This is a genomic window from Pseudoclavibacter sp. AY1H1, assembly GCF_002931055.1.
In the GTDB taxonomy this organism is placed as follows: domain Bacteria; phylum Actinomycetota; class Actinomycetes; order Actinomycetales; family Microbacteriaceae; genus Pseudoclavibacter.
Genome location: NZ_PSXX01000004.1, coordinates 95,126 through 118,710, shown reverse-complemented (window position 1 = coordinate 118,710; position 23,585 = coordinate 95,126). Strand labels below are relative to the sequence as shown.

33 protein-coding genes are annotated in these 23,585 nt (G+C 66.7%); 17 read left to right on the top strand and 16 right to left on the bottom strand.

From position 1 onward, the window contains the following. Positions 1–32: 32 nt before the first annotated feature. Positions 33–1,139 (bottom strand): substrate-binding domain-containing protein, encoded by a 1,107-nt coding sequence (locus tag C5E05_RS08705; RefSeq protein WP_104341794.1) that lies wholly within the window; start codon positions 1,137–1,139, stop codon positions 33–35. Between the two features lie 91 nt (positions 1,140–1,230). Between C5E05_RS08705 and C5E05_RS08700 the strand changes: the two genes are divergently transcribed. Together C5E05_RS08700 and C5E05_RS08695 are read left to right on the top strand one after the other, a co-directional pair. After that, the gene (locus C5E05_RS08700; protein WP_104341699.1) at positions 1,231–1,893 is read left to right on the top strand and encodes a ThuA domain-containing protein; all 663 of its coding nucleotides are present in this window, start codon (positions 1,231–1,233) and stop codon (positions 1,891–1,893) included. 220 nt (positions 1,894–2,113) lie between these two features. Next, positions 2,114–2,854, top strand: coding sequence for a chromosome condensation regulator (locus tag C5E05_RS08695; RefSeq protein WP_258064811.1), 741 nt, complete (start codon positions 2,114–2,116; stop codon positions 2,852–2,854). A gap of 52 nt (positions 2,855–2,906) precedes the next feature. Here C5E05_RS08695 and C5E05_RS08690 read toward each other — a convergent pair whose 3' ends face one another. Then, positions 2,907–3,500: a class I SAM-dependent methyltransferase gene (locus tag C5E05_RS08690; protein WP_104341697.1), complete on the bottom strand. Its 594-nt coding sequence runs from the start codon at positions 3,498–3,500 to the stop codon at positions 2,907–2,909. Between the two features lie 46 nt (positions 3,501–3,546). Next, positions 3,547–4,110 carry a TetR/AcrR family transcriptional regulator gene (locus C5E05_RS08685; RefSeq protein WP_104341696.1) on the bottom strand — a complete coding sequence of 188 codons (564 nt, stop codon included), beginning with the start codon at positions 4,108–4,110 and terminating at the stop codon, positions 3,547–3,549. A 119-nt stretch (positions 4,111–4,229) separates the two neighbouring features. On the opposite strand from C5E05_RS08685, the gene C5E05_RS08680 reads away from it, so the two are divergent. Next, positions 4,230–4,895, top strand: a complete 666-nt coding sequence (locus tag C5E05_RS08680; RefSeq protein ID WP_104341695.1) for an SDR family oxidoreductase — start codon at positions 4,230–4,232, stop codon at positions 4,893–4,895. Between the two features lie 56 nt (positions 4,896–4,951). On the opposite strand, the gene C5E05_RS08675 is transcribed toward C5E05_RS08680, so the two are convergent. From C5E05_RS08675 to C5E05_RS08660, 4 genes are all read right to left on the bottom strand, one after another. Then, positions 4,952–5,602, bottom strand: a complete 651-nt coding sequence (locus tag C5E05_RS08675) for a Type 1 glutamine amidotransferase-like domain-containing protein (protein ID WP_219819513.1) — start codon at positions 5,600–5,602, stop codon at positions 4,952–4,954. A gap of 68 nt (positions 5,603–5,670) precedes the next feature. Further along, positions 5,671–6,291: a DNA-binding response regulator gene (locus C5E05_RS08670; protein ID WP_258064810.1), complete on the bottom strand. Its 621-nt coding sequence runs from the start codon at positions 6,289–6,291 to the stop codon at positions 5,671–5,673. Continuing rightward, a complete protein-coding gene (locus tag C5E05_RS08665; RefSeq protein WP_146081075.1) occupies positions 6,288–7,424 on the bottom strand; it encodes a sensor histidine kinase in 1,137 nt (378 codons plus the stop codon). The genes C5E05_RS08670 and C5E05_RS08665 overlap by 4 nt, the downstream gene beginning before the upstream one ends. Then, positions 7,421–7,666, bottom strand: coding sequence for a hypothetical protein (locus C5E05_RS08660; protein WP_104341693.1), 246 nt, complete (start codon positions 7,664–7,666; stop codon positions 7,421–7,423). Before C5E05_RS08660 ends, C5E05_RS08665 begins: the two co-directional genes overlap by 4 nt. Before the next feature lie 111 nt (positions 7,667–7,777). Between C5E05_RS08660 and C5E05_RS08655 the strand changes: the two genes are divergently transcribed. The 3 genes from C5E05_RS08655 (at position 7,778) to C5E05_RS20115 (ending at position 10,061) form a co-directional block, all read left to right on the top strand. Further along, entirely contained in the window at positions 7,778–8,437 is a 660-nt protein-coding gene (locus tag C5E05_RS08655) for a stage II sporulation protein M (RefSeq protein ID WP_104341692.1), read from the top strand. A 171-nt stretch (positions 8,438–8,608) separates the two neighbouring features. Beyond that, the gene (locus C5E05_RS20120) at positions 8,609–9,100 is read left to right on the top strand and encodes a hypothetical protein (RefSeq protein ID WP_181059464.1); all 492 of its coding nucleotides are present in this window, start codon (positions 8,609–8,611) and stop codon (positions 9,098–9,100) included. Positions 9,101–9,224: 124 nt separating this feature from the next. Then, positions 9,225–10,061 (top strand): CPBP family intramembrane glutamic endopeptidase, encoded by an 837-nt coding sequence (locus tag C5E05_RS20115; RefSeq protein WP_181059462.1) that lies wholly within the window; start codon positions 9,225–9,227, stop codon positions 10,059–10,061. A gap of 41 nt (positions 10,062–10,102) precedes the next feature. On the opposite strand, the gene C5E05_RS08645 is transcribed toward C5E05_RS20115, so the two are convergent. After that, on the bottom strand, positions 10,103–11,035 hold the full coding sequence (locus C5E05_RS08645; protein WP_104341690.1) for a CPBP family intramembrane glutamic endopeptidase: 933 nt from the start codon (positions 11,033–11,035) through the stop codon (positions 10,103–10,105). 19 nt (positions 11,036–11,054) lie between these two features. Beyond that, positions 11,055–11,696, bottom strand: coding sequence for a hypothetical protein (locus tag C5E05_RS08640; protein ID WP_104341689.1), 642 nt, complete (start codon positions 11,694–11,696; stop codon positions 11,055–11,057). A gap of 91 nt (positions 11,697–11,787) precedes the next feature. Between C5E05_RS08640 and C5E05_RS08635 the strand changes: the two genes are divergently transcribed. The 3 genes from C5E05_RS08635 to C5E05_RS08625 all read left to right on the top strand — a co-directional run bounded on the left by C5E05_RS08635 (position 11,788) and on the right by C5E05_RS08625 (position 13,315). Beyond that, a complete protein-coding gene (locus C5E05_RS08635; RefSeq protein WP_104341688.1) occupies positions 11,788–12,399 on the top strand; it encodes a TetR/AcrR family transcriptional regulator in 612 nt (203 codons plus the stop codon). Continuing rightward, positions 12,396–12,707: a hypothetical protein gene (locus C5E05_RS08630; protein ID WP_104341687.1), complete on the top strand. Its 312-nt coding sequence runs from the start codon at positions 12,396–12,398 to the stop codon at positions 12,705–12,707. The genes C5E05_RS08635 and C5E05_RS08630 overlap by 4 nt, the downstream gene beginning before the upstream one ends. Before the next feature lie 152 nt (positions 12,708–12,859). Then, positions 12,860–13,315: a putative immunity protein gene (locus C5E05_RS08625; RefSeq protein ID WP_219819512.1), complete on the top strand. Its 456-nt coding sequence runs from the start codon at positions 12,860–12,862 to the stop codon at positions 13,313–13,315. Positions 13,316–13,325: 10 nt separating this feature from the next. Here C5E05_RS08625 and C5E05_RS08620 read toward each other — a convergent pair whose 3' ends face one another. Together C5E05_RS08620 and arsB are read right to left on the bottom strand one after the other, a co-directional pair. Continuing rightward, positions 13,326–13,736 (bottom strand): arsenate reductase ArsC, encoded by a 411-nt coding sequence (locus tag C5E05_RS08620; RefSeq protein WP_104341686.1) that lies wholly within the window; start codon positions 13,734–13,736, stop codon positions 13,326–13,328. Positions 13,737–13,792: 56 nt separating this feature from the next. Continuing rightward, positions 13,793–14,887: an ACR3 family arsenite efflux transporter gene (gene arsB / locus C5E05_RS08615; RefSeq protein WP_104341685.1), complete on the bottom strand. Its 1,095-nt coding sequence runs from the start codon at positions 14,885–14,887 to the stop codon at positions 13,793–13,795. Positions 14,888–14,987: 100 nt separating this feature from the next. Between arsB and C5E05_RS08610 the strand changes: the two genes are divergently transcribed. Continuing rightward, the gene (locus C5E05_RS08610; RefSeq protein ID WP_104341790.1) at positions 14,988–15,359 is read left to right on the top strand and encodes a metalloregulator ArsR/SmtB family transcription factor; all 372 of its coding nucleotides are present in this window, start codon (positions 14,988–14,990) and stop codon (positions 15,357–15,359) included. Positions 15,360–15,552: 193 nt separating this feature from the next. On the opposite strand, the gene C5E05_RS08605 is transcribed toward C5E05_RS08610, so the two are convergent. Continuing rightward, on the bottom strand, positions 15,553–15,924 hold the full coding sequence (locus tag C5E05_RS08605; protein WP_104341684.1) for a MerR family transcriptional regulator: 372 nt from the start codon (positions 15,922–15,924) through the stop codon (positions 15,553–15,555). Positions 15,925–16,082: 158 nt separating this feature from the next. Between C5E05_RS08605 and C5E05_RS08600 the strand changes: the two genes are divergently transcribed. After that, entirely contained in the window at positions 16,083–17,594 is a 1,512-nt protein-coding gene (locus C5E05_RS08600) for a SulP family inorganic anion transporter (protein WP_104341683.1), read from the top strand. A gap of 27 nt (positions 17,595–17,621) precedes the next feature. Next, entirely contained in the window at positions 17,622–18,245 is a 624-nt protein-coding gene (locus C5E05_RS08595) for a hypothetical protein (RefSeq protein ID WP_104341682.1), read from the top strand. 80 nt (positions 18,246–18,325) lie between these two features. Here the strand turns inward: C5E05_RS08595 and C5E05_RS08590 are convergent, their stop codons facing one another. The 3 genes from C5E05_RS08590 to C5E05_RS08580 form a co-directional block, all read right to left on the bottom strand. Beyond that, the gene (locus C5E05_RS08590) at positions 18,326–18,817 is read right to left on the bottom strand and encodes a hypothetical protein (protein ID WP_104341681.1); all 492 of its coding nucleotides are present in this window, start codon (positions 18,815–18,817) and stop codon (positions 18,326–18,328) included. A 115-nt stretch (positions 18,818–18,932) separates the two neighbouring features. Beyond that, positions 18,933–19,310: a hypothetical protein gene (locus tag C5E05_RS08585; RefSeq protein WP_146081074.1), complete on the bottom strand. Its 378-nt coding sequence runs from the start codon at positions 19,308–19,310 to the stop codon at positions 18,933–18,935. Positions 19,311–19,372: 62 nt separating this feature from the next. After that, positions 19,373–19,906: a GNAT family N-acetyltransferase gene (locus C5E05_RS08580; RefSeq protein ID WP_104341679.1), complete on the bottom strand. Its 534-nt coding sequence runs from the start codon at positions 19,904–19,906 to the stop codon at positions 19,373–19,375. A 338-nt stretch (positions 19,907–20,244) separates the two neighbouring features. Here C5E05_RS08580 and C5E05_RS08575 point away from each other — a divergent pair, with 338 nt between their 5' ends. Continuing rightward, complete coding sequence (locus C5E05_RS08575; RefSeq protein ID WP_104301278.1) at positions 20,245–20,568, top strand: hypothetical protein; 324 nt, start codon at positions 20,245–20,247, stop codon at positions 20,566–20,568. Between the two features lie 73 nt (positions 20,569–20,641). On the opposite strand, the gene C5E05_RS08570 is transcribed toward C5E05_RS08575, so the two are convergent. Continuing rightward, positions 20,642–21,139 carry a CGNR zinc finger domain-containing protein gene (locus tag C5E05_RS08570; RefSeq protein ID WP_104341678.1) on the bottom strand — a complete coding sequence of 166 codons (498 nt, stop codon included), beginning with the start codon at positions 21,137–21,139 and terminating at the stop codon, positions 20,642–20,644. An 85-nt stretch (positions 21,140–21,224) separates the two neighbouring features. Between C5E05_RS08570 and C5E05_RS08565 the strand changes: the two genes are divergently transcribed. The 4 genes from C5E05_RS08565 (at position 21,225) to C5E05_RS08550 (ending at position 23,535) form a co-directional block, all read left to right on the top strand. Continuing rightward, positions 21,225–22,097 (top strand): alpha/beta fold hydrolase, encoded by an 873-nt coding sequence (locus C5E05_RS08565; protein ID WP_104341677.1) that lies wholly within the window; start codon positions 21,225–21,227, stop codon positions 22,095–22,097. Between the two features lie 103 nt (positions 22,098–22,200). Further along, a complete protein-coding gene (locus C5E05_RS08560) occupies positions 22,201–22,641 on the top strand; it encodes a hypothetical protein (RefSeq protein WP_104341676.1) in 441 nt (146 codons plus the stop codon). A 55-nt stretch (positions 22,642–22,696) separates the two neighbouring features. After that, on the top strand, positions 22,697–23,200 hold the full coding sequence (locus C5E05_RS08555) for a hypothetical protein (RefSeq protein WP_104341675.1): 504 nt from the start codon (positions 22,697–22,699) through the stop codon (positions 23,198–23,200). Positions 23,201–23,217: 17 nt separating this feature from the next. Next, the gene (locus tag C5E05_RS08550; RefSeq protein WP_258064809.1) at positions 23,218–23,535 is read left to right on the top strand and encodes a transcriptional regulator; all 318 of its coding nucleotides are present in this window, start codon (positions 23,218–23,220) and stop codon (positions 23,533–23,535) included. The last annotated feature ends 50 nt before the right edge of the window (positions 23,536–23,585 follow it).

Sequence of the window (23,585 nt, the reverse complement as noted above, 5' to 3'; positions counted from 1 at the left end):
CCCCACGCGCCAAGCGTTCGCGCCTCAAACGCTCACAAACGCACAGAATCTCCGGTGCGACGCGTCGACTCCCGGACGATGAGACTCGGCAAGAGGATCATGCGCACAACAGAACGCGCTCGCTCATCGCCCAGGCGAAGGCGGTCCATGACCAGGCGGAGCGCCGTATGGCCGAGTTCGTGCTTGGGCGGCGCAACCGCCGTCAGCGGTACCGCCGCGAGGGCCGAGATCTCGTCGTCGTAGGCGATCACCCCGAAGTCTTCGGGCACACGCAGGCCTCGTTCGATGACGAGGTCCGTGAACGCCATCGAATCCGCGTCGCCGAGAATGATCGCCGCGGTCACGCCCTGGGCGAGGCAATCGTCCAGCAGCTGCGTGAGCTCGGAGATGAGCACGTTCTGGCCGGCCGGGGGATGGGGGAGCTCCCGCCGCATCCGGCCAGCCTTGTTCCCTGTTGCGCGCATCGCCCGCTGGTACCCGATGTTCAGTCCGGTGGCCGTGGCAACGGGGCGCGCGGCGAGGGCAATCCGTTCGTGTCCTTCATCCACGAGGTGCCGCACGGCGATCTCCGCACCATAGCTGTGGTCTGAGCGCACCCACTCCAATCGGCCAGCCATCGCCTCGTCGATCGAGCGCTCCACGACCACGATCGGGACCGGCGCGCGCTCCAGTAGCTCAAGCAGAGGCGAGTCCTCGTGGATCGTGTCGTGCGGCGTGATCAGGAGGGCGTCCACGCCTCGATCGATGAGGCGCTGCGCCTGGCGCAGCTCCTCCGCCTCGGAATAACTTGTCGCGCCCACCACCAGTCGACAGTTCAGCTCACGGGCGGCTTGGCTCGCCCCTCTGATCACTTCCGGGAAGTAGTACGCGCTCGTTGGCACGATCATCCCGATGGTCGCCACGGGGCGTTCGCTCGCCCGTGATGCGAGCGGGTCGGCGCGCTCCTGCTGGACCGCGACTCCCGGCGACAGCGCTCCGCCGTGTACCCGCACCAGTAACCCATTCGATTCCAGCGCGATCAGATCGCGTCGCAAGGTCATCTGCGAGACGCCGAGCCTCGCCGCCAATGCGGCGTTCATGATGGAACCGCGCAGCTCCAGTTCACGCAGAATGACATCCCTACGGGCGGCGGCAACCATGGCGTACTCCAAACGGACTCATTCGAACAAGAACACCCGAATGCAAACACACCTCGGCCCCTCCGCGCGAGCGTCACCTACACTCCGGGACATGCCCGCCCCACTCACCGCCCTCGTCCTCAGCGGCGTCGGACGCTACGCAGACCCCTGGCATCCCTTCGCGGAAACCACCGCTCAGCTCGTGCGACTCCTCGAGGATGAGGGATTCGCAACAACTGTCGCCACCGATGTCGATTCCGTTCTGAGCTCGGATCCGCCCGCGCCCGACCTGCTCGTCGTGAACCTCGGTCTTCCCCGTGACGGCGAGGAGGTACCCGCCGCCAGCGCTCGAGAGGGGTTGCGTCGACTCCTCGGGAGCGGCACCCCGCTGCTGGCCCTGCATGTCTCCTCGACCAGCTTCACCGAGTCACCCGAATGGGAAGAAGCGCTCGGCGGGCGGTGGGTTCGAGGGGTTTCCATGCACCCGGAGCAGGACGAGACCCAGGTGCAGGTCGTCGCAGACCCGATCACCGTCGGCATCGAGGACTTCACGATCAACGATGAGCGCTACAGCCACCTGCGCGTGGCCGACGCCGTGCGGACGTTGCTGGCCCACGCCCACGATGGCTCGACGCACCCGCTCATCTGGACGCGCGACGAGACGGCCGAGTACGGCCGGGCTGCCTACGATGCGCTCGGGCACGACGCTCGATCCTTCGAAGCTCCGGAGCACCGAGAGCTCCTCCGGCGACTCATCCGCTGGTTGCGTCCCTAGCGCGACGGCGAGCTGGCCCCGTCGTCGGAGTGATACCGGAGGGCACCGCACGTCGATGAGCGCGGTACGGCGAACTGGCTGAGACGATCAACGTATGAGGTTCGACCAGCACGCGAAACCTGCCCGCGCGAAGATCGCGGCCGGTCGACGCCACTCTGCCGGTGTGATGGCAGGCGGGGCTGTATGCACCGCTGGTCGAGCGCGCTCGGAGGAGCGACGGGTGGACAGCTGGTCCGAGGTCATCTCGGTCGCTGTCGGTGGGGTGCATACCGCAGCGAACACGGGCCGATCTCACACAGTCGGGTTGCGCGCGGACGGCACCGTACTCGCCACCGGTTGGAACAACGAGGGGCAGTGCAACGTCGGTGACTGGACGCAGGTCGTGGCTGTTGCTGCCGGCTGGCGGCGCACTCTCGCCGTCTCCGCGGACGGGCGAGCCCTGGCCGCGGGGAGGCGGAACGAGGGAGCGAATGACGTCGAAGGGTGGAGCGAGCTTGTCGCCGTCGCCGCGGGAGACTGGCACACGGTGGGGCTTCGCGCAGACGGCACGGCGGTCGCTGCGGGCAACGATCGGAGGGGGCAATCCTCCGTGGCGGACTGGCGCGGCGTGAGCGCGGTGGCTGCGGGCTACTTCCACACTGTCGGTCTGACTCGAGAAGGTCGGGTGGTTGTCGCTGGCGATCGGGCGGCGGGCCTCGTGGATGCGCTGGAGTGGCGCGACGTGGTGGCCCTCTCAGCCGGGAGCCGCCACACGGTTGCTGTCCTCGGGAACGGTCGGGTGCGCGCATCCGGCGACAACGGGCGTGGGCAATGCGAGGTCGCAACGTGGCGGGACGTCGTGGCGGTGGCCGCGGGGTCAGCGCACACGCTCGGCCTGCGCGCAGACGGAACAGTGCTTGCATCCGGCAACAACGACGACGGGCAGTGCGACGTCGCCGAGTGGAAAATCGAACTCGCCTGAAGGGCTGGGCCGAAGCATCCCTCCTGCGATGCCACCCGCCGTTCAGCCAGGCTCAAGCGAGTCGGCAGACGACGGCGCCGTGTGGTCTGTGGGTTCTGCTCGTTCGCCGATGGGATTCGAGCACCTCGAATCCGGATGCTTCCAGGGTTTGCTCGAACTCGCTCGCCGGCCACCGGTACGCGGTTGTGATGGCGTGATCGAACGCTTCGCACGCGGGACCTTCGAAGTACCCGAGGACAAGCAGGCCGCCTGGGCGCAGGACCCGAGCGAACTCGGTGAGGGGTTCGGAGATGCGAGACGGGTCGTGGTGGATCGTCGAGTACCAGGACAGGACGCCCCCGAGGGAGTCGTCGGGCTCGTCGATCTCGTCGATGCTCCCCACATCGAATCGCACGCCGGAATACGAGGATCGCGCACGCTCGATGAAGGCCGGGACCAGGTCGATGCCCCGGACCTCGAGCCCCCTCCTGGCGAGATAGTCCGTCCAGTGCCCGGGCCCGCAACCTGCGTCCAGCCCCCGACCTTCAACTGCCGCTACCCAGCTGTCGATGAGCTGGCGGTCGGAGTCGTGCACCGACTCCATCGAACCTAGGAGGCTGCTGTATTCGTCCGCTCGGAGGGAGTAGGCGTCCGTGGTCTTCGACATTCAGCCGATGCTAGCGAAGTGCGCGAGCCTCGAGGTGCTGCTGTCGTCAGGCGGTCCAGGCGGCGGCGATGCTGCGGTCGACGACTCGTCGCCATCCTGCGGGGGCTGAGGGGTCGTGGCTTGCGGTTCCTGCCATCCACAGCACTGTCATGAGGTCGTCGGCGGTGAAGTCTCGGGAGAGGGCGCCAGAGGCGTGGGCGTCGTCGATCAGATCCTGACCGAGCGCGGTCGAGCGATCGCAGGTCTCGATGAGCGAGGTCGCGTTCGGGAAGCGACGGAGCATGGCATCGCTCAGCGCCGGATCGTCGACCTGTAGGTCGATCATCCCTGCGATGAACGCCTCCAGCCGTGCACGAGGCGATGGTTGGCTCAGCGATCGCTCCTTGAGCGCCAGTAGCTTTTCGCCGGCGATTGCAGGGATCACGGCGTCGATGAGTGCTTCACGGGACCCGACCCGGTTGTAGAGGGTGCCGATGCTCACGCCCGCCTCGCGGGCGATCTCGTCCAGCGGAGCCGCGAGCCCGCGGCGCGCGAATACCGTCCGTGCGGCTGCGTGGAGCCTCTCGACGTTGGCTTGGGCATCTCGGCGGAGGCCGTTGATGGGCGTCATGACGATTCCGGTAGATATTGAGGGTGGCCTCAACATATGATGCTGAGGAACTTGAGGGCAACCTCAATCTAACCCACCCCTGCGGTATCTGCGCTGCGCGGGACACGAAAGGACGCCTCATGCCTCTTCTCACCATCATCGGGGCCGGCCCCGGACTCGGACTCGAGATCGCCCGTGCCTTCGGACGTCGAGGGTTCGACGTCGCTCTCGTGGCACGCACCCAGGCCAGGCTCGACTCCCTCGTCGAGACTCTCGTGGGCGAAGGCATCGCAGCCCACGCGTTCGCTGCCGACATCAGCCGCCCAGGCTCCGTCACGGAAGCTCTTCGTGCGATCAGGGACACCCTTGGCCCGATCGACGTGCTCGAGTTCTCGCCAGCGGACCGGTCCCTGGCCACCGTCGACGTCCTCGATGTGACGATGGAGAACCTGCAGCCCCAGATCGACTTCTATCTCGGGGGCGCACTCACCGCCGTCGGTGCTGTGCTGCCGGACATGATCGCGGCCGGCGAGGGCACGGTTCTCGTCGTCACCGGCGGTGGTTCCCTCAACCCCCGGCCTTCCCTCGCCAACGTGAACATCGCCGCAGCCGGACTCCGCAACTGGGCCCTCAATCTGCACAACGCACTGCAGCCGAAGGGCGTCTATGTCGCGCACATGGGCATCACCGCGCTCATCGGAGGCGGCCACCCCGACGCCGAGCCCGAGGTCATCGCCGAGGCGCTGGCGCGACTGCACGACGAGCGTCGGCAGCCCGAGCTGCATTACGTCGCCTACAACGGCTAACACGCAGACCACGTTTCAGACGCCCGATGAGACTGATCATCTCCACGTCGGCACGCTCAGCAGCTCGAGTCGATCACGCTCGTGTTCGTTCCGTCGGAGAGGAGGGCCTGGTCGTCGGCGAGGGGGAGCAGCGGGTAGTCAGCTCCGTACGTGTCCAGCGTCGTGCGAATCAGGTCCGGCGGGTAGGGCGGCAACTGCCCATCCGCATGCGGGATGATCGTCTGCTCGACCAGCCCGAGGCCGACGAGATCAGTGAGCAGAGGCCCATCTGCAGGGTCGTCCATCAGGGAGGCGGGCGTGACATCGGGCCCCGCGATGATCGATCCGGCGCTGGACCCGACGTAGGGGAGTCCCGCTCGCACGTGCCTGACCAGCGGAACGTCGCAGCCAGACACGCGCAGCGCCTCAAGAAGCGCGAAGGTGCTCCCGCTCGCCACGTACAACGCATCCAGCCCTCCGAGCACGCGCTCGAACTCGGCGACGCTCAGGCCCCGAACGGTGATGCCGACGACCTCGTGGCCCAGCTCCTCCACAGAGTCGCGTTCTGCTCGCACGAACGGAGCCTCCGAGAACGCCACCTGGGCGTCGTCGAGGTAGCCGAGGCGGATCGGGCCTTCGCGATCTGTCGACTCCGCGAGGAAAGACGCGAGCGCACCCGGACAGCGAGAGAGCAGGAGGATCTTCACGCCGGGCACGGTATCAGCCACCGCCGACAGCTTGATCGAACCCGGACGGCTGCTGTGCTCTTCCGCTCGAAGCTCGTTGCGTCCAGACGTCAGAGCCAGTCGCGCTCGTGGGCCACCCGGGCTGCGTCATGGCGCGTGCCAGCACTCGTCTTCTGCATCGCGCTGGAGAGATAGTTGCGGACTGTTCCCGGGGCGAGGTGGAGCCTCCGTGCGATGTCGCGGACGGAGTACCCCTCGCGCGTCTCGCGCAGGACGTCGACCTCTCGGGCGGTGAGCGGCGAATCATCAGCCATGGCGGCCTCGAGGACATCATGGGCGATCCACCGCTGCCCAGCGTGAACGCGCTCGACGGCGTCCGCGATGTCTTCCGGGTCGGAGGCCTTGCTCATGAAGCCGAGCACCCCGAGGTCAAGGGCTCGCCGGAGGACGCCGGGCCGTGCGTGTCGAGTGAGCATGAGGACGCGTTGGGCGGGCCGCTCGGCCAGGATCCGTGCAACGGCCTGCAGCCCGTCTGTCCCGGGCATCTCAAGATCGATGACAAGCACGTCAGGCTCGTGCTCGAGCGTGGAAGCGACGGCTTCGTCCCCGTTGCTCGCCTGGCCGACGACCTGGATCAGGCCATCGAGGGGGAGGAGCGCCGAGAGGGCGGTGCGCAGGAGGAGTTCGTCGTCCGCGAGGACCACGCGGACAGGGCCGCGGCCGCTGCTCACGACGCACTCCGCGCCGGAGTGTCGACCGGCGGCGAGCTGATGTGAGCTGAGACGGTGAACGTGGGCGGGGTGTGCTGCACGGACAGCGTCCCACGATTCGCCTCGAGACGTTCGCGGAGTCGTGCGAGGCCACGGAGCGGAGCGCCCTCCGCGCCTACTCCGTCGTTGGTGATCTCGATGCGGTCTGGGGTCGCGATGATGGTCACGCGCTCGGGGCTGGCGTGACGCAGCAAGTTCGTGGTCGCTTCGCGGAGCACCTGCGCGAGCAGCTCATGCGGGCTCGCCTCTGTCCCATCCGCGACCTCCGTGCTGACCTGGATGCCCACCGCCTGGCATAGCTTCGTGGCGTTCTCGAGCTCGGCCAGAAGGTTGAGCCGATGCCGGGCGTAGGCGAGCGTCCGGGTCTCCGCGATGGTGTCACTCGTGAGCTGGCGAATGTCATCGAGTTCGCTGATCGCACGGCCTGGGTCTGTCGCGACGAGACGACGGGCGAGAGCGGCTTTGAGCTTGATGACGTGCATCGTGTGGCCCTGGATGTCATGCAGGTCTCCGGCGAAGCGCATCCGCTCGTTCGCGACGGCCAGCTCCGCCTCCGTCCTGGCGGCCACTTTCAGGCGCCGGACGACGAGCCAGACATGCTCGCTGAAGACGATCACCCCGGTGATGAACAACGTTCCCAGGGCGGGAGAGACCAGGTAGAGAGTGACGACCTCCCACGTCACCGGGTGGAAGATGAGCGCACTGGCACCCACGCCGGCGACGCCGGCCGCGAACACGACGAACCACAGCGTCCGCCTCCGCGACCTGGCCAGGAGCATGGCCCCGATCAGTGACAGCGGCACGAAGCTGATGGGGCTCGATGCGGTGAGCGAGCCGACACCCCAGCCCACCGCCGTGAAGATCAGCGCGAACATGGCCCTCCGCGGGTACCGATCCAGGCTCCACTCGCGGAGCACCCCGAGGGCCAGGAGGTAGCCGATGGCGGCCGTCGCGCCTTCCCACCAGGATGCGGCGGTGACCGCAACGCCCAGCAGGCTGGGCGGGGCGATCGCCACGACGGCCGTGACCATCGCCAGCTGGCGCATCCGCCGCTCGGACGGGACGTCGTCTCGTCCCACTATGTCGATGGTCACCTCCGAGTCTCAGCGTCCCGCGTCTTGATCCTGCGTCCGACGGGCACCTTGGCGATCATCGCAGCAACGAGCATTCCGAGCGCAATGTACTGCAGGGCGGCATTGTCGAGAAAGAAGCCGGTGATGTCCGGCGGCAGGGTGGTGAAGATGCCGAAGTCCCACAAATGGAAACCGAGGTACGCGAGGAATACCGTCACCGTCACGGCGATCACGGCATTGAGTGTCAGATCGATTGCCTTCATAGTGCTCCAACTCTGGCCAGTTCCTCGCCCTCCGGGTAGTGACGCTGTGTCACCTTCCTCGGTGACGTGACGTCACTACCGACGACGCCCCTCTGCCGGTGAGGTGGAACCATGACCTCAGCAGCTCGAACGAACCACCACTCACGACCACGCAGGTGGCGGCGCTCGTTCCGCCTCATCCGCGACAACGCGCGCGCCTACGCCTGGCTCAACGTGGGCGCCTACGGCGTCACCGCTGTCGGCTTCGTGCTGGGAATCGTCTTCCCGGACCTCAACGCAGCTCGAGCGGATGCCCTCGAGAGCGACGGCACGGCGGGGCTGGTCCAGGAGCTCGTACTCACACCGCCCTTGTTCGCCCTCGTGATCCTCGCCGTCAATATCGGCAAGGTCGGACTGGGCTTCATCTTCCTGCCGTCCCTCATCGTGCCCTTCGCTGGCCTGGGCCTTTTCGCCTACTTCGCGGTGGAAACCGGCATCACCCTCGCTCCCACCTCGCCCGTCGCGTGGGTGCAGCTCATCCCGCACTCGCTGACGCTGATCATCGAGCTGCAGGCCTACATCCTCCTGCTGCTGGGCGCGTGGCTCCTCGGGCGACACTGGCTCTTCCCGCGAACCATCGGCGCCCCCACTCGGCGACGCGGATACCTCCGTGGCCTGCAGTGCATGGGAATGCTCGCCGTGCCTGCGCTTTCCCTCCTCGTCATCGGGGCCATCTGGGAGGCGATCTCGCTCCGCTACTTCATCCACCCGCTCGCCGAGTGGCTGCTGTAGTCGCGTCGAGGCCACACACCTGGCATAGGGGCAAATCGAGGTACGCAGCTCATGAATCCCGGGCCGAGTCAAGCGCTCCGGGCGGATTGCGTAGGCTGGCCATGATTGCCTGATGCGTGCTTGATCGCGCCCACCGAGACCACCTCAACGCGCCACCCTTCTGGAGAGACCATGTCGAACGCGCATACCCCAGCCGATCCGAGCCGTCGAACAGTGCTGACCGCGCTGAGCTGGTCGGCGCCCGTCCTCGCTCTGTCGGCTTCCGTTCCGGCCGCAGTCGCAAGCACGACGGCAACCGGCGGCACGCTCACGCTGAATGGAGGTTCAAGTGCCGGTGAAGGAATCTTCTTCGCCGGGTCGAACTACGACGGTTCCAGCGCGAGCGGCCCGTACACCGCCCAGCAGCTCCAGGTCATCGTCACGGTTCCCACGGGGGTGCCCTTCACCACGTCGGCAGCACCTGCTGGATTCGACGTCAGCGTCGATGGCAACGTCGTCACTCTCACGAACACCACCCCTCTTCCTGCGGGTGAACAGACGCCGGTCCTCGGCGACTTCTTCATCAGCGGCAGCTTCGCTGTCGGCACCAGCTACACCGTCCGTGTCGCGCCGACCACGATCACGACCACCTTCACCGGGCTCGCCGCCGACGGCACCTTCTGAGCGGTCGGCCCCACGCTCCGACCCTCTTGCCCGGCGGGAGCGAACCGAAACGGACGGCGCTGCTCGTCGCACTCGACACGCACGAACACGGAGGTCGGAGCGCTTCCACAGAACGGACCCCCGCATGACGGCAACCACACTCGTGACTGGCCCGCGCAAGTCCGGGGTCCTGACAGCTCTCGCGGCTGTCGTCGTGTATGTCGCGCTCGCCGCCGGCCTCGGCAACCTCTTGAGCAGCTTGGTCAGCGACGACCAGGAAGTGGCCCAGTTCGCGCTCGGGCATCTCATCCCGCTTCCCATCGGCATTGCGCTCCTGCTTCTCTACGTCCGCTGGACTGGCAACGCTGAACAGGTGTGGCGCGAACGCCCCACGCCCACGCTCACACCTCGGCGCTGGTACCTGGTCTCCATTCCGATCCTCATGACCGCGTCGTCCCTCGCGGTCCTCACGGAGGTCGCCTGGGCCGAGCAGGCCTTTGCGTTGATCGCCGTGATCACCCTCGGAACGCTGCTCGTGGGATTCGGGGAGGAGCTCGCCATCCGAGGCGTGCTTCTGACCGCCGTCCGACAACGACACGGTGAACTCGCGGTCCTCCTCATCACGTCCCTAGTCTTCGCGCTCGCGCACATTCCCGGGAGCATCATCGCCGGGGCGCCTCCCGCGGTCATCGCCTTCCAGCTGGGCGGCCTCATCATCGCTGGCGCAAGCTACTACTGGATCAGGCGTGTAACCGGGCGCCTCTGGGTCGGCGCGCTGATCCACGCCTTCAGCGATTGGAGCCTCTACCTTGCCGCGGACGCGGGTACTCAGGCTGCCAGCGTGCCGAACAGTCACGAGGCCCCTGCCGATCCGTTCATCGGAACCCTCGGGGTGGTGCTCTGGATCATCCTCGCCGTCGGCGTCGTGAGCGTCATCAGGGAGGACCGGCGGAACAAGAGACAAGACGCCAGCAGTCTCTGATCGCCCACGCCGCACCGGCACGCTGCAGTTGTGTTGACGTCTCAGCGTGCGGGGGTGCGCGCCGGGCCGGTTCTGCGCGTCATCCACCAGATGACGACGGTGATGAGGATGAGCGTCGCGCTCGGCATGAGGGTGGCAAACGAACCGGATGCTGCTTCGCGGCTGTTGAGCGCGCCGCCGAGATCGACGTGCAGCGTGGTTCCGAGCACCAGGGCCGTGACGTTGTAGACGACGTGGAGAACGACGGCGGTCTCGAGTCCGCCGGTGCGCCACGTGACGACCGCCAGCGAGCCGAACAGCACGAGGTAGGACGTGAGGATGTACGGGTCCAGTGAGCCATGGAAGAGCGAGAAGAGGACGGTCGGGATGATGATGCCGATCGCGGCACCGACGCGCGTACCGCGGGTCCACCCGCCGACCACGCGGAACATGAACCCGCGGAATCCGTATTCTTCGCCGGCGGCCGCCAGCGGTGTCAGCAGCATCCCGATCACGAAGTAGGCGACGAGGTCGAAGGTGGTCCAGGGAACCTGCTCGGCGGGGGCGAGGAGGAAACCGGAGGCGACGACAACAAGCAGTATCGGGCCGAAAGCGAGCAGTGCCCGGCCGAAGACGCCGAATCGAAAGCGCCCGGCTACGGAGTGCAGCGACCGGAAGGGGACTCCGTAGAGCAGGCGCTGCAGCAGCATGCTGTAGGGGATGAGCATGCCGAGCGAGAGTGCTCCTGCGGCTTGCTGGAGCGGCGTGAAGCCGGTGCGCCCGAGAATCTGCGAGTCGATGATCGCCGCACCGAACAGGAACAGCTGCGCGAAGCCGACGAGTCCGACGAACAGGAGGATGATCGCGAGGACGCCGCGGAGGATCCGACGCTTCTCGCCCGCGTAGACGCGGTGGTATTCCACGGCCGCGGGAACGCGGGGAGTCGGTACGGGGTGGTCGTACTGGAGAAGCCAATTCGTAGTGGTGTTCGACATAGTTGTTCCCTTTCGTGGGTCAGCTGGCGAGTTCATCGATCCAGCTCGACCTCATCCGCAGCGCTCGCTCCGTGCTGCCGATGACGGCGGCGAGTCCGATGAGCAGGTTGGCCTGAAGCGGCAGTTGCACGGGAGAGGTCAAGGTCCCGATCGAGTCGGCGATGGGGGGAATCTGCGAGAGAGCTGCCATGATCTGCGGCACTTCGACGCCCAGGCCGATGACGACGAGCAGGGTCGAGATGATGCCGATGAGACGGCTGACGTTGGGATGCCTGTGGTGCAGTCGGGCGCGGCGGCCTTCGCCCGATGCCGGATCGGGTGTCAGCTGCACCTCGCTGCCGTCCGCGCGCACGTAGTGGCAGCGCTTGAGTCCGAAGCCGGTGATGGCAACTTCGATGTGACCGCCTGGGACCGGGAATCGGGTCGGCATTCTCGCGAACGACTGAAGTGCCCCGTCCACATACAGGCGGGCACGGATCTCGCCGTCCGTCATATCGCCACCGTGCCGGACATCGACCGTGTAGGTGGATGCGGTGCCGTCGGCGGAGCGCAGCGTGATCGCGCGGAGCGACCTGCTCAACATCTGCCACCACCGGTAGCGGCGAAGTGGCTCGCCGGATCCTGCACGCACGCGCCGGGTGCGCCATTTCTTGAGCCCCATTCCGTCCTCGATCCGAATTAGTACAGCGTGATAGTCAACGAGGCGTTAAGCTAGCACACCGTAATAGAGTGTTGTCGCGAGGAGGGCAGACATGACTGAGGTACCTAAGGGGCCGGGCACGCGCGACAAGATCCTGATCGCCGCGGCGACGATGCTCGGCGAGAACCCGACCGCGCGCTTGAGTGTGAGGGCGGTTGCCGCCCGTGCGCAGGTGAGCACCGGCTCGCTCCGCCATTTCTTTCCAACCCAGCGCGATCTCATCGACACCGTTGTCGCGGGCCTCTACGACCTCGATATCCCCGACGATCCCATCACCGATCGCTCCATGTCACCGGCCGAGCGTCTGATCTCCTGCTTGCGCCTGTTCCTCGCGCAAGTGGGTGTCGGCGATCGCGCCCGGGAGCAATGGGGTGCCCTGTACGACGCATACGTGGCATCCCCGCCGTCCGAAGACGAAGCGGCGACCTACTTCGCGCTCGAACGGATGGGGCGCCACCGTATCGAGCGATGGCTGACCACGCTCATCGAGGAGGGGGACGTGCCCGCGGGCGACGTCGAGCGGCGGGCACGGTTCCTCGCGACCGTGCTCAGTGGCCTCATGACCGAGCGCGCTCTGCCCGCCGAGGCGGTGCGGATGGAGGCCGAGACGGACACGCTCCGCCTCGCCGTGCACGCCGTCACGACCGCGTGGAGGGTCGTATGAACACGCTCCTCTACGAGGCCGCGCTGCAGGTCGTTCCGCTGCTGCTCATCGCCCTCTTCCTCGACCGACGCGTGACAGGTGACGAGACGACGGCGCGTGCCCGGCGATGGCACCGCTGGTCGAGCAAGTTCTCGCTGCTCCTGAACGGGATCGCGTTCATGCTGTCGCTGTTCGTCGTCGCGGGGGTGATACCTGCCGGCTCGCTCACCATGGCGATCGTCATCTCCGCCATCGCAGGGTCGATCGGACTGCTTTGCGGACAGATCTGGCAACGGATCGACGAGGGAGGAAAGCCCGCAGAAGGGTGACTCGTCCGTGCGGCGACGTCATCCTCCGATTCGTCTCGCCCGCAGTCGGAGCCGACCAATGCTGGGCCACTTCCATCACGTGCGCGCACACCTTCTCGACCAACCCGCGTTGGGGTGATCGTTCTGGAGCCGATCCCTGAGACGATCGATGCGTGAGCGAGGAGACCAAGGCCAAGTGGGCCAACCCTGAGCCGGCGATCCATCGCGCGATCGCCCTGTGGGCGGCGAGCTGCGCGGAGCGCGCCCTGCCCATCTTCGAGGCACAGCGACCGGGTGATGACCGCCCGCACGCAGCGATCGCAGCAGTTCGCGCGTGGGAACGCGGCGAACTCCCGATGACGACGTGTCGCACTGCTGCGTTTGCAGCTCACGCGGCCGCGCGCGACGCGACCGATGCAGGGGCGGCGGCCGTCGCCGCCGCTCGTGCCGCCGGTCAGGCGTGCGCAGTGGCCCACATGTTCGATCACTCGCCGCACGCTGCGAGCTACGCGGCGAAAGCCGTCGGCCTTCACAGCGGCGGCGAGGCTGCTCGAGAAGCTGAGCGCGCCTGGCAATGGGAGAAGCTCGCCCCAGGGTTGCGGGCTATCGGCTTCCCGAAAGGCCTCTAGCAGCGATCAGCTACGCCTTCGCGGGAAGGAGCTCGGCGATGAGCGCTTCGACGCGCTGCTTGATGTCGTCGCGGATGGGGCGAACAGCCTCGATGCCCTGGCCTGCGGGGTCGTCGAGCTTCCAGTCCTCGTAGCGCTTGCCGGGGAAGAAGGGGCAGGCGTCGCCGCAACCCATGGTGATGACGACGTCGGAGGCCTGGACGGCTTCGGTGGTGAGCACCTTCGGGGTGTTGCTGGCGATGTCGATGCCTTCTTCGGCCATGGCCTCGACGGCGACGGGGTTGATCTGGGCTTTCGGCTCGCTCCCTGCGGAGAGCACCTCGATACGTCCGCCTGCGAGCGCGGTGAGGTAGCCGGCGGCCATCTGGGAGCGGCCGGCGTTGTGGACGCAGACGAACAGCACGGAAGGTTTCGTGGACATCAGGGGCCTTTCACAGAGGTGGGTGGAGCGGGGTCAACGAGGGAGGTGGAGAGGGTTCAGACGAGGGTGGACGACGACGCAGCGGGTGTCGGGGTGGCTGCTGCAGCGGGGAAGAGCCGGGGGCGCAGCCAGAGCGCAACGTAGACGAGGGCGACGAGCACGGGCACCTCGATCAGTGGGCCGACGATGCCCGCGAGGGCCTGCCCGCTGGTCGCGCCGAAGGTGCCGATGGCGACGGCGATCGCGAGCTCGAAGTTGTTGCCTGCCGCGGTGAACGCGAGCGTCGTGGTGCGCTCGTAGCCGAGCCCCACGAGTTTCCCGAGCCCGAAGCCGAGGAGGAAGGTGACGGCGAAGTAGATGAGCAGCGGCAGAGCGATGCGTGCGACGTCCCAGGGGCGGTCGATGACCTGCTGCCCCTGGAGGGCGAAGAGCATGACGATCGTGAACAGCAGCCCGCAGAGCGCGAATGGGCCCACCTTAGGGAGGAACCTGGACTCGTACCAGTCGCGGCCCTTCGTCGACTCCCCGATGCGGCGGGAGAGGTAGCCGGCGAGCAGCGGGATGCCGAGGAACACGAGCACGCTGATCGTGATGGCCCAGAAGGAGAAGTCCGCACTGGTCGTGGGCAGGCCCAGCCAGGACGGGAGTAGCTGGAGGTAGAACCAGCCGAGCGCCCCGAACATGATGACCTGGAACACGGAGTTCAGCGCCACGAGGAACGCGGCCGCTTCCCGGTCCCCGCAGGCGAGGTCGTTCCAGATCAGCACCATCGCGATGCAGCGAGCAAGCCCCACGATGATGAGCCCGGTCCGGTATTCGGGCAGATCTGGCAGAAGTAGCCATGCAAGGGCGAACATGAGGGCGGGTCCCACAAGCCAGTTCATGACGAGCGAGGAGATCAGCAGCTTCCGGTCACCGGCGACGGCCCGTGCATCCGAATAGCGGACCTTCGCGAGCACCGGATACATCATCACCAGCAGCCCGATGGCGATCGGAACGCTCACCGAGCCGATCTCGAACGCGTGCAGCGCTTCCCCGACGACGGGAACGAACACTGCGAGAGCGAGGCCGAGGGCCATGGCCGCGATGATCCAGACCGGCAGGAACCGATCTGTGATGCCGAGCTTGACGGGCGGGGTGACAGCAGTCATGCAGCTCCAGAGAGATATTGATCTCGGTCGATATTGATGCGGATCGATACGAGTATGGCTAGGGTATCGATGACTGTCAATTTCCATGGAGGACGTTCAGATGTCGTTCACGCAACTCCTGCCGCTCACCGACGTGACCGCGTGCTGCGAGCCCCTCACTGACGAGGCGATCTCCGCGGAGAACGCCGAGAAGCTGGCCAGAACCCTCAAGGTCATCGCGGACCCAGCCCGGCTGCGGCTCATCTCGATGATCGCGGCGCAGGAGAAGGCGGAGGCGTGCGCCTGCGACCTCACGGAGCCGCTCGGACTCGGGCAGCCCACCGTCTCCCACCACCTGAAGATCTTGGTCGAGGCGGGCATCCTCGCCCGCGAGAAGCGCGGCTCGTGGGCCTACTTCAGTCTCGTACCCGGCGCGCTCGACTCGCTCGCCGCCCTCCTCACCAGCAACGCACTCGCCGGAGCGACCCGATGACCGCCAGTCCCCGCAGCGTCGTCTTCGTCTGCCAGAAGAACGCCGATAAGTCTCAGATGGGCGCAGTGCAGCGCATGCGCCTCGTTCGGGACGACATCAGAGCGCGCGGTGAAGCGTTGGGCCATCGCCTTCGTGAAGGACACTGATCGCCGAATCTGGCGAGCGACACCGGCCCTCGCCTACAGTCTCGACCTCAGTTCAGGGCGGTCAATCGATCGACGAACTCGTCTGCGGCAGTGACCTGCTTGCGGAGCTTCGCCTGCCGCTCGAGCGCTTCGCTTCGGATCTCCTCGAGACGAGCGCGGTTTCCGGCGTTCTCGGGATGCGCAGCCAGCTCGTCGACGACGTCGAGCAGCTCTCGCATCTGCTCCAGGCTGTAGCCCAGCGGCTTCATGCGTCGGATGAGCAGCAAGCGTTCTTCGTCTTCAGTGGTATAGAGGCGGAACCCGCCCTCGGTGCGGGCCGAGGGCACAAGCAACCCGATCTCGTCGTAGTGACGCAGCGACCGGATCGACATGCCGGTGCGGTCGGCGAGCTTGCCGATCTGCATCGTTTCCTCGGTCATCTCGTGCCCCTCTTGGCTCAACCCTCACGTTGCGGTAGGTTTGTGTGAGGTTGCGGTTCTCCGCGATCCTCTCACTCTTTTCGAGACGCCTCAGGCTCTCGTGGTGCGCAACGGCGCGTGCTCCCTCGTCCTATTCCTGCACCCACCGAGGAGCTCCCGTGACCATCGTCACCCCTACTTCCGATCCCTCATCCCGGTACCGCATCGAGCCGACCGTCCTACAGGCGCTGCGGAGCCCCCGCATCCTGACTCGCGAGGTGCTCGCTGGTCTGGTCGTGGCGATCGCGCTCATCCCCGAAGCCATCGCATTCTCGATCATCGCCGGCGTCGACCCTCGCGTCGGCCTCTTCTCCTCGTTCGTGATGGCCGTTGCCATCGCGTTCCTCGGCGGCCGACCCGCGATGATCACGGCCGCGACCGGCGCGATCGCGCTTGTCATCGCGCCCGTCGCCCGCGACTACGGCATGGACTACTTCATCGCCACCGTCATCCTCGGCGGCCTCATCCAGATCGTCCTCGCCCTGCTCGGGGTCGCGAAGCTCATGCGCTTCATCCCGCGCAGCGTCATGGTCGGGTTCGTGAACGCCCTCGCGATCCTCATCTTCATCTCGCAGGTGCCGCAGCTGCTCGGCGTGCCCTGGCTCGTCTACCCGCTCGTGGGCGCGGGCCTCCTCATCATGTACCTGCTGCCGAGGCTGACGAAGGTCGTACCAGCGCCGCTTGTCGCGATCGTGCTGCTGACCGGCGCCGCCGTGGTCTTCGGCCTGAACGTGCCCACCGTTGGGGATCAGGGAGAGCTGCCGCGCAGTCTGCCCGAGCTGTTCATCCCGAACGTGCCCCTCAACCTGGAGACGCTGCAGATCATCGCTCCGTTCGCCATCGCGATGGCCGTGGTGGGCATCCTCGAGTCGCTGATGACCGCGAAGCTCGTCGACGAGATCACCGACACCCACTCCCGCAAGACCCGCGAGACCTGGGCGCAGGGCGTCGCCAACATGCTCTCCGGCATCTTCGGCGGCATGGGCGGATGCGCGATGATCGGCCAGACCATGATCAACGTGAAAGCGTCCGGTGCCCGCACACGGATCTCGACGTTCCTCGCCGGCGTCTTCCTGCTGGTTCTCGTCCTCGCACTTGGAGACGTGGTCGCGGTCATTCCCATGGCAGCCCTCGTCGCCGTCATGATCGTCGTCTCCATCGCGACCTTCGACTGGCACAGCATCACCCCGGCCACGCTGAAGCGCATGCCGAAGAGCGAGCTCGCGGTCATGCTCATCAGCGTCGTCGCGACCGTCTGGACCCGCAACCTCGCTATCGGCGTCGTGCTCGGCGTGCTCGTCGCCATGGTCCTCTTCGCCCGCCGCGTCGCGCACTTCACCAGCGTCACCCGCCGCATCGACGGCGGCACCGCCCACTACGACGTGGAGGGGGAGCTGTTCTTCGCCTCCAGCAACGACCTCACGACGCAGTTCGAGTACACGACAGACCCGGACCGCATCGTCATCGAAATGTCCCGCTCCCACATCTGGGACGCCTCGACCGTCGCGGCCCTCGACGCCGTCGTCACGAAATATGAAGCCCACGGCAAGAGCGTGCACATCGAGGGCATGAACGACGCGACCACCGCCTTCCACCAGCGACTCAGCGGAGGGGTGGCCTCGAGCCACTAGGCCTCGCAGACCTGGGATGCTGGGGGTGTGGCTCTCTACGACACGACGCTCTCGCGGACTCCCGGCCTCGTCTCTCGGCGTTCGCTGCCGCGCACGATCGTGGCGACGGGCGCGCTCCTGCTGTGCATGGCAGCGGTGGTGTTCGCGGTGGTGAACTTCGCCGGGTTGATGGAGTACTCGAAGGAGAGCGCACAGGAAGCGTCGCGCCCGCGCTATCAGGCGCTGCGGGGGCTGGGGATTCTTCCCATCGCGATCATCATCCTCGCCGTGACCTTCGGAGTCCTCGCTATCGGTGCGATCGCGGGGTCCTGGTCGCGAGTGTGGGTCCGTGAGCAGACAGGCACACCGCTCCGGAAGCGTTTCGAGGGCTACCACGCGTTCAGCCCGGACGCGTTCGAGCGCCTCCACGCGGCGTTCGCATCCGGAGACCCGACCCGGTACGTGCCACTGCCGGAGCAGAGCCGCGGAGGTGACGGCGTCGTCTTCATCTGGACCGCCGACGCCGACCAGCTCGCATTCGTCGGAATGACCTGGGGGAGCAAGCGGAAGGCCACTCGCAACGCACCCCTCATCGTGCTCAGCGGTCGTCCGTTCGGCGACCTCGATCGTGCCCTCCGCGTGGGTCTCACCGCTCCGTGGGTCGCCGGCTAGGGAGCTGACGAGTGGACGGGCCCACCAAGACGTTTAGCCGGCAGTCGGATGCGGACGCTGCGAAGCTGAGTCGACGGCGATCAGTGCCAGGCCTGTGAGCTGTGCACGGCGCCGACGGTGAACGGGCGATCCGTGACGATCGTCGACCATCGCAGCGCGCGGTGAATGCTGTGCCAGAGGATCGAATCGCGACCCGCCCCGAGAGGTCGCCCCGCCACATCCACCGTGCTCGCGACGTATCCCAGTGGTTGACGTTCACCAGGCCAGAGGCGCGCAACGCGACCACCCATGACGACCGCGCGCTTCTCGAGCAGCGTCAGGCTGGTGTACCCCATGGGTACGTTCTCGAACAGGATGTCTTGCCTGAAGTCGTCCGCCGTTCCACACCGGGAGACTCCGCTTCCGGTCTCGGCGAAGAGGAGCGTCTCGTCGTGATCTGTGTCGAAGACCGACGGATGGCCCCGCAGCCAGGTCGCGGGCCCGGCAAGTTCGTGATCGATCTTGGGTACCTCGACCCCCTCGTCCCACCATGAGCTGGAATCGACGATCATCGGAACGTTCACGCTCTTCACGAGGCGTGATCATACGGGCTCAGCTCTTGCACTGGCAGAGGAAGCTCAACTCCCGGCGCCCGCGGCGGGTTCCCGGTCAGTCAGAGTCTGCGAGGCCGTCGCCGTGATGCTCCGACTAGGCAGTTGCCCGCGGAAGGCGGCCGTGTCGACTGAGATAGTCCTCGACGAGCTCCTCTTCGGTGACTCGCCCGCCAGCCTGCAGTCGCCGAAGGTATGGGACCAGCCAGCTCCCTTCGGCCTTCACGATGTGCGCGAGTGAGCGCGTTTGGAGGGCCTCTTCAACGCTGACGACACGTCCGGCAGCCCCGTGCCCCACCCCCTCGCTCAGACCGATGGTCCACAACCCGCCCTCGTTCAGCACGAAGTCGACGTCGTAGGGCCATGCCGGCGAGTCCGCATCTCCCTGCCGCGGCGAGCTGGAGGCCAGGCGCAGAATGCGCTTCTTCGGTTCGCTGCTCACCATCACAACATCATGACCGAGAAACCCCGTCATCGCCGCCGCCTCGCAAAACCCCTGTGCTGCTGAGCCCCGAGGTGACCAGCAGCGCGTTCCAGTCAGTGCTCCGGCTGGCGGGCGGTGTCGAGGGTGAGCTTGAATCCGGTGTGCGAGGGCCGGAAACCGAGGCGGTCGTAGAAGCGGTGGGCGTCGGCGCGGGCACTGTCGGACGTCAGCTGCACGAGCGTGGCGCCGAGTGCCGGCGCAGCCACGCTGACCGTCCAGTTCATGAGAGCCGTGCCGATCCCGGACGAACGGTGGTGGGCCGCAACTCGTACCGCCTCGATCTGGAGCCGCCAGGCTCCTCGGCGGGCCATCCCGGGGATGAGGGTGAGCTGCAGAGTGCCGACGGGGGCTCCGGCCAAGTCGGTCGCCAGAATGACCTCGTTGCCCGGATCGGCGATGATGCCCTCGAGCGCCCTGCGGTACAGCCTCTCGTCAGCGTGATCGGCAACGTCGCCCCGAGACGCGCTGATCGGGTCATCGGAGAGCAGCCCCATGAGCGCGGGCGGATCTCCGAGCGTCGCTCGCCGGATCGCGATGGGCTCGGCTGCCGTCGGAAGTTCGGCCGGAAGCGTCAGCAGATTGAGCATGGCCTCATGCTCGCACTGTGAGATCCACCCAGCACTCGGAGGCCGCTGGCCGTGCTCGGAATGCTCTAGGCGCAGGTCCCCGAAACTTCTCAGTCCCCGATGGCTGCGGAGCGCTGCGCGTGCGGGGAGACTGGGGAGATGGGTGCCGGAGACTTTGAGTAGGTTCGGAGTCGAATCGCCGAGTCGAGTTCGCTCACGAGTTGTGCCACCCGTGAACTGCCGGACGGTGCCGATGAGTATCGCCGAAGTATCTCCCGAGAGTGGTCAGCGTGTGACACTGCGGGCGGCCTGCTCGGCAGGGGCGATGGCCGCAACGGCCACGGTTGTAGGATCCCGGAATGAGACGAGCTCGCATTGTTGCTGTCATCGCCTGGGGGCTGGCCGCGGTAGCAGCCTGCGTCGTGATTCTCGCCCTCACGCTTCCCGCGTCCGTCGTCGTGTCCACGCAAGATCCCGTCAAGGTCGTCTGCACCCCCGTCCTCGGCGCTGACCCGGATTACCGACTCGGTGTTCGCGACACGGGTGGGAACGGGATGCAGGAAGCGATCGGTGCCTGCGCGGCGTCACGCGACCGCAGCTTGGGGACCGCATTGGTGCTGGGAGTGGCGATCACGGGATTGACGGCCGTTGGCCTGGGTTCCCGCCGTCGCAGCGAGGCCTGACGGGCCCACAATCTGCAGTCGCCTGTCCCGACCAGAGTGATCGCTTGGGGGCTGCGCTCGCGGGCAGCTTGGCTCAGACCTTGGAGCGGCGTGCGTGCGTGCGCGCCTTCATCCGGTTGCCGCAGACCGCCATCGAGCACCACTTCGCGGTGCCAGGGCGACTGTGGTCGACGAGGAACTGGGTGCATTCGTCATTCGCGCAGGCGCGGAGGCGTCCGGGGAACTCCGTGATCACGCTCGACCACGCCAGCACGGCCCCTGCCGCAAGGCGGTCGTCGTCGGGAGTCTGAAGCTCCCAGGTCACGCCATCCGGGGTGACGCGCGGCGTCTGCACGGCATCGTCGAGGATGCCCGTGAGCTCTCCGATCGCCCCTCCGTCGTCTCCACGGACGACGGCCTGCAGCGCCTGTCGTACGCGTCGGAGGCGCGCCAGCTCGTTCGCGGATCCTGTCCCGCCCCAGCTACGAGCGACGTCTTGTCCCGTCTCGCCCTGAAGTCGGTCGGTCGGGGTGCCCTCGATGACCGGTGCGCTGTTCAGCAGGCTCAGCAGCAGTTCCTCGTTGCGAAGCACCTCTCCTCGCTTTCCCGCACTGTCTGGTGCGACGAATCCATGCTACCGTCCTGCTAACCAGTAAAACAAGCCAAAGGGGTTAGCCATGGTCACCGTCCACCACCGCACCGTCTCCGTCGATGGGCTCGACGTCTTCTACCGCGAAGCCGGCCCCGCCGACGCTCCCGTGCTCCTGCTCCTGCACGGGTACCCGAGCAGCTCCCACATGTTCCGGCACCTCATCCCCGCGCTCGCCGACCGGTACCGCGTCATCGCCCCGGACCACATCGGCTTCGGACGTTCCGCTGCGCCTTCCGTCGACGAGTTCGAATACACCTTTGCGGCCCTCGCGCAGGTGACGGGTCGGTTCCTCTCGACCATCGGGGTCACGCAGTACACGATGTATGTCCAGGACTACGGCGCCCCGGTTGGCTGGCGCCTCGCTCTCGCCGACCCCGCAGCGGTCGTCGGGGTCATCTCCCAGAACGGCAACGCGTACGAAGAGGGCTTCGTGCCCGGCTTCTGGGACCCGATCTGGGCCGACGCCGCCGAGCGGACCACCGAGACGCGCGACGCGCTCCGTCCCGCCCTCGGCCGGGAGGCCGTCGAATGGCAGTACACCCACGGCGTGCCCGACATGACGACCGTCGACCCCGACGCGTGGGAGCACGACCTCGCGCTCCTCGCCCGGCCGGGACAGGATGACGTGCAGCTGACGCTCTTCCGCGACTACACCACCAACCGTGACCTGTACCCAGCCGTGCACGCCTGGCTCCGTACCTCGCAGGTGCCGGTCCTCGTTGTCTGGGGGCGCAACGATGAGATCTTCGACGCAGCCGGCGCCGAGGCGTTCACTCGCGACGCTCCGCACGCTCGCGTCGACCTCATCGATGGCGGACACTTCTTGCTCGAATCTCACCTGGATGAGGTCGCTGACGCTATCAAGGGCTGGCTCCAGACCAGCGAGCGAAGCGCATAGAACGTCGGGTGGTGCGATGCCTGCTCCGGCTCGACCTCTATCCCGGTCGTCAGTGCCAAAATCGTGCTAGGTGCCTGACCGTGCGGTCGCTATATTTTTCACCATGACCGCACCCGAACCTGAGGCTGTCTCGCGTCGCACCGTGATCGGTCTCGCGTGGGCCACTCCAGTTCTTGCTCTCGGCGTCGCCGCGCCTGCCATGGCAGCGAGCCCAGCGCAGCCGGTCACCCTCTCTGCGAACACGAGTGACTCCACGCGGTTCCCGATCTCCCTCACGACGACGGAGAGCCTGACGGCAGGCACGACCTTCGACGTGGACATCGACGGCACTGCGAATCAGTGGGCCCTCAACTCCTCGGGAACGACTCCCGGCACGTGGGGTTGGTCTCGATTGGGTAGTCGCGGCGCGCGCTTCACCTCGACGGGAGCAGTTCCCGGTACGTACGAGTTCGTTCTGGGTCTCGCAGGCATCGCTTCCTACTCAGGCACGATCCTCACGGTCACCACCCCGGAAGGGCAGGAGCTCACAAGGGTCGTTCTCTGATTCCTCGCACTGGATGACTTGCCACGTTCGCAACTCACTGGATAGAGTTGCGAGCATGGCAAGTGACTTCGAGGATCAGACACCGGATAGCCGGGCTAAGTCGCCCAGCCGGGATCAGGCACAGGCTGCGCTCGACGACCTCGGGCACGACAGTCAGGGGTTGGCCGCTCGCATCGTCACGCCGTGGTGGTATCACCCAGCCCTCGGGGTGATCACCGCGATCTTCGCGGGTGCGCATGCGCTTCCCGGGGCATGGCCAATGGTGCTGTTGGTGCTCGGGATCGTCGCGATTCCGATCCTGACCACGACCTACTCCCAACGCTTCGGGGTTGTCGTGACGAAGCCGGCCGGCCCGCGAAGCAAGCGCCTGCTCCTGGCAACGCTTGGTGTGCTCGTCGCCGCGATGATGTCGAGTCTGGCCTTCAAGTTCCTGAGCATCGATCCGTGGTGGGCGCTCATCCCTGCTGGGGTCACCTTCATGGCCACCGTCATCCTCGGCCGCCGCTATGACGAGGCTCTCCGCCAGGGGGTCGCCGCTCCGAAGGTGGCGGGAGCGTGACGGCCGGTCGCGCTCCCGTGTTCAACGAGGTGATCCATGCCCCGCTGCGGCTGCGGATCTGCGGACTGCTCCGGAGCGTCGACGAGCTGGAGTTCTCCGTCGTTCGCGACGCGCTCGCCATCGATGATGCCAAGCTCTCGAAGCACATCAAAGTGCTGACCGACGCCGGTTTCGTGTCGCTCCGTAAGGAGAGGTCAGCCAGTCGAGCCGACTCAAGGCGTCTCACCTGGGTCAAGCTCACACCGGTCGGGTCCACCGCGGTGGAGGCTCACCTCGCCGCATTGACCGCTATCGCCAATGGCGCCGACTTCGACGCCCTTCCGGGGCAGGCGTAGTCCCCAAGTCATGGCGGCCCGGCGCTCGTGACCGGGAAGCGGCTCCCGAG

Excerpts from the sequence above, each read along its gene's own strand:
- C5E05_RS08705 (WP_104341794.1), bottom strand. The coding sequence starts at position 1,139 with ATGGTTGCCGCCGCCCGTAGGGATGTCATTCTGCGTGAACTGGAGCTG.
- C5E05_RS08700 (WP_104341699.1), top strand. The coding sequence starts at position 1,231 with ATGCCCGCCCCACTCACCGCCCTCGTCCTCAGCGGCGTCGGACGCTAC.
- C5E05_RS08690 (WP_104341697.1), bottom strand. The coding sequence starts at position 3,500 with ATGTCGAAGACCACGGACGCCTACTCCCTCCGAGCGGACGAATACAGC.
- C5E05_RS08685 (WP_104341696.1), bottom strand. The coding sequence starts at position 4,110 with ATGACGCCCATCAACGGCCTCCGCCGAGATGCCCAAGCCAACGTCGAG.
- C5E05_RS08680 (WP_104341695.1), top strand. The coding sequence starts at position 4,230 with ATGCCTCTTCTCACCATCATCGGGGCCGGCCCCGGACTCGGACTCGAG.
- C5E05_RS08660 (WP_104341693.1), bottom strand. The coding sequence starts at position 7,666 with ATGAAGGCAATCGATCTGACACTCAATGCCGTGATCGCCGTGACGGTG.
- C5E05_RS08655 (WP_104341692.1), top strand. The coding sequence starts at position 7,778 with ATGACCTCAGCAGCTCGAACGAACCACCACTCACGACCACGCAGGTGG.
- C5E05_RS20120 (WP_181059464.1), top strand. The coding sequence starts at position 8,609 with ATGTCGAACGCGCATACCCCAGCCGATCCGAGCCGTCGAACAGTGCTG.
- C5E05_RS20115 (WP_181059462.1), top strand. The coding sequence starts at position 9,225 with ATGACGGCAACCACACTCGTGACTGGCCCGCGCAAGTCCGGGGTCCTG.
- C5E05_RS08645 (WP_104341690.1), bottom strand. The coding sequence starts at position 11,035 with ATGTCGAACACCACTACGAATTGGCTTCTCCAGTACGACCACCCCGTA.
- C5E05_RS08640 (WP_104341689.1), bottom strand. The coding sequence starts at position 11,696 with ATGGGGCTCAAGAAATGGCGCACCCGGCGCGTGCGTGCAGGATCCGGC.
- C5E05_RS08635 (WP_104341688.1), top strand. The coding sequence starts at position 11,788 with ATGACTGAGGTACCTAAGGGGCCGGGCACGCGCGACAAGATCCTGATC.
- C5E05_RS08630 (WP_104341687.1), top strand. The coding sequence starts at position 12,396 with ATGAACACGCTCCTCTACGAGGCCGCGCTGCAGGTCGTTCCGCTGCTG.
- C5E05_RS08620 (WP_104341686.1), bottom strand. The coding sequence starts at position 13,736 with ATGTCCACGAAACCTTCCGTGCTGTTCGTCTGCGTCCACAACGCCGGC.
- arsB (WP_104341685.1), bottom strand. The coding sequence starts at position 14,887 with ATGACTGCTGTCACCCCGCCCGTCAAGCTCGGCATCACAGATCGGTTC.
- C5E05_RS08610 (WP_104341790.1), top strand. The coding sequence starts at position 14,988 with ATGTCGTTCACGCAACTCCTGCCGCTCACCGACGTGACCGCGTGCTGC.
- C5E05_RS08605 (WP_104341684.1), bottom strand. The coding sequence starts at position 15,924 with ATGACCGAGGAAACGATGCAGATCGGCAAGCTCGCCGACCGCACCGGC.
- C5E05_RS08585 (WP_146081074.1), bottom strand. The coding sequence starts at position 19,310 with ATGACGGGGTTTCTCGGTCATGATGTTGTGATGGTGAGCAGCGAACCG.
- C5E05_RS08580 (WP_104341679.1), bottom strand. The coding sequence starts at position 19,906 with ATGCTCAATCTGCTGACGCTTCCGGCCGAACTTCCGACGGCAGCCGAG.
- C5E05_RS08575 (WP_104301278.1), top strand. The coding sequence starts at position 20,245 with ATGAGACGAGCTCGCATTGTTGCTGTCATCGCCTGGGGGCTGGCCGCG.
- C5E05_RS08565 (WP_104341677.1), top strand. The coding sequence starts at position 21,225 with ATGGTCACCGTCCACCACCGCACCGTCTCCGTCGATGGGCTCGACGTC.
- C5E05_RS08560 (WP_104341676.1), top strand. The coding sequence starts at position 22,201 with ATGACCGCACCCGAACCTGAGGCTGTCTCGCGTCGCACCGTGATCGGT.
- C5E05_RS08555 (WP_104341675.1), top strand. The coding sequence starts at position 22,697 with ATGGCAAGTGACTTCGAGGATCAGACACCGGATAGCCGGGCTAAGTCG.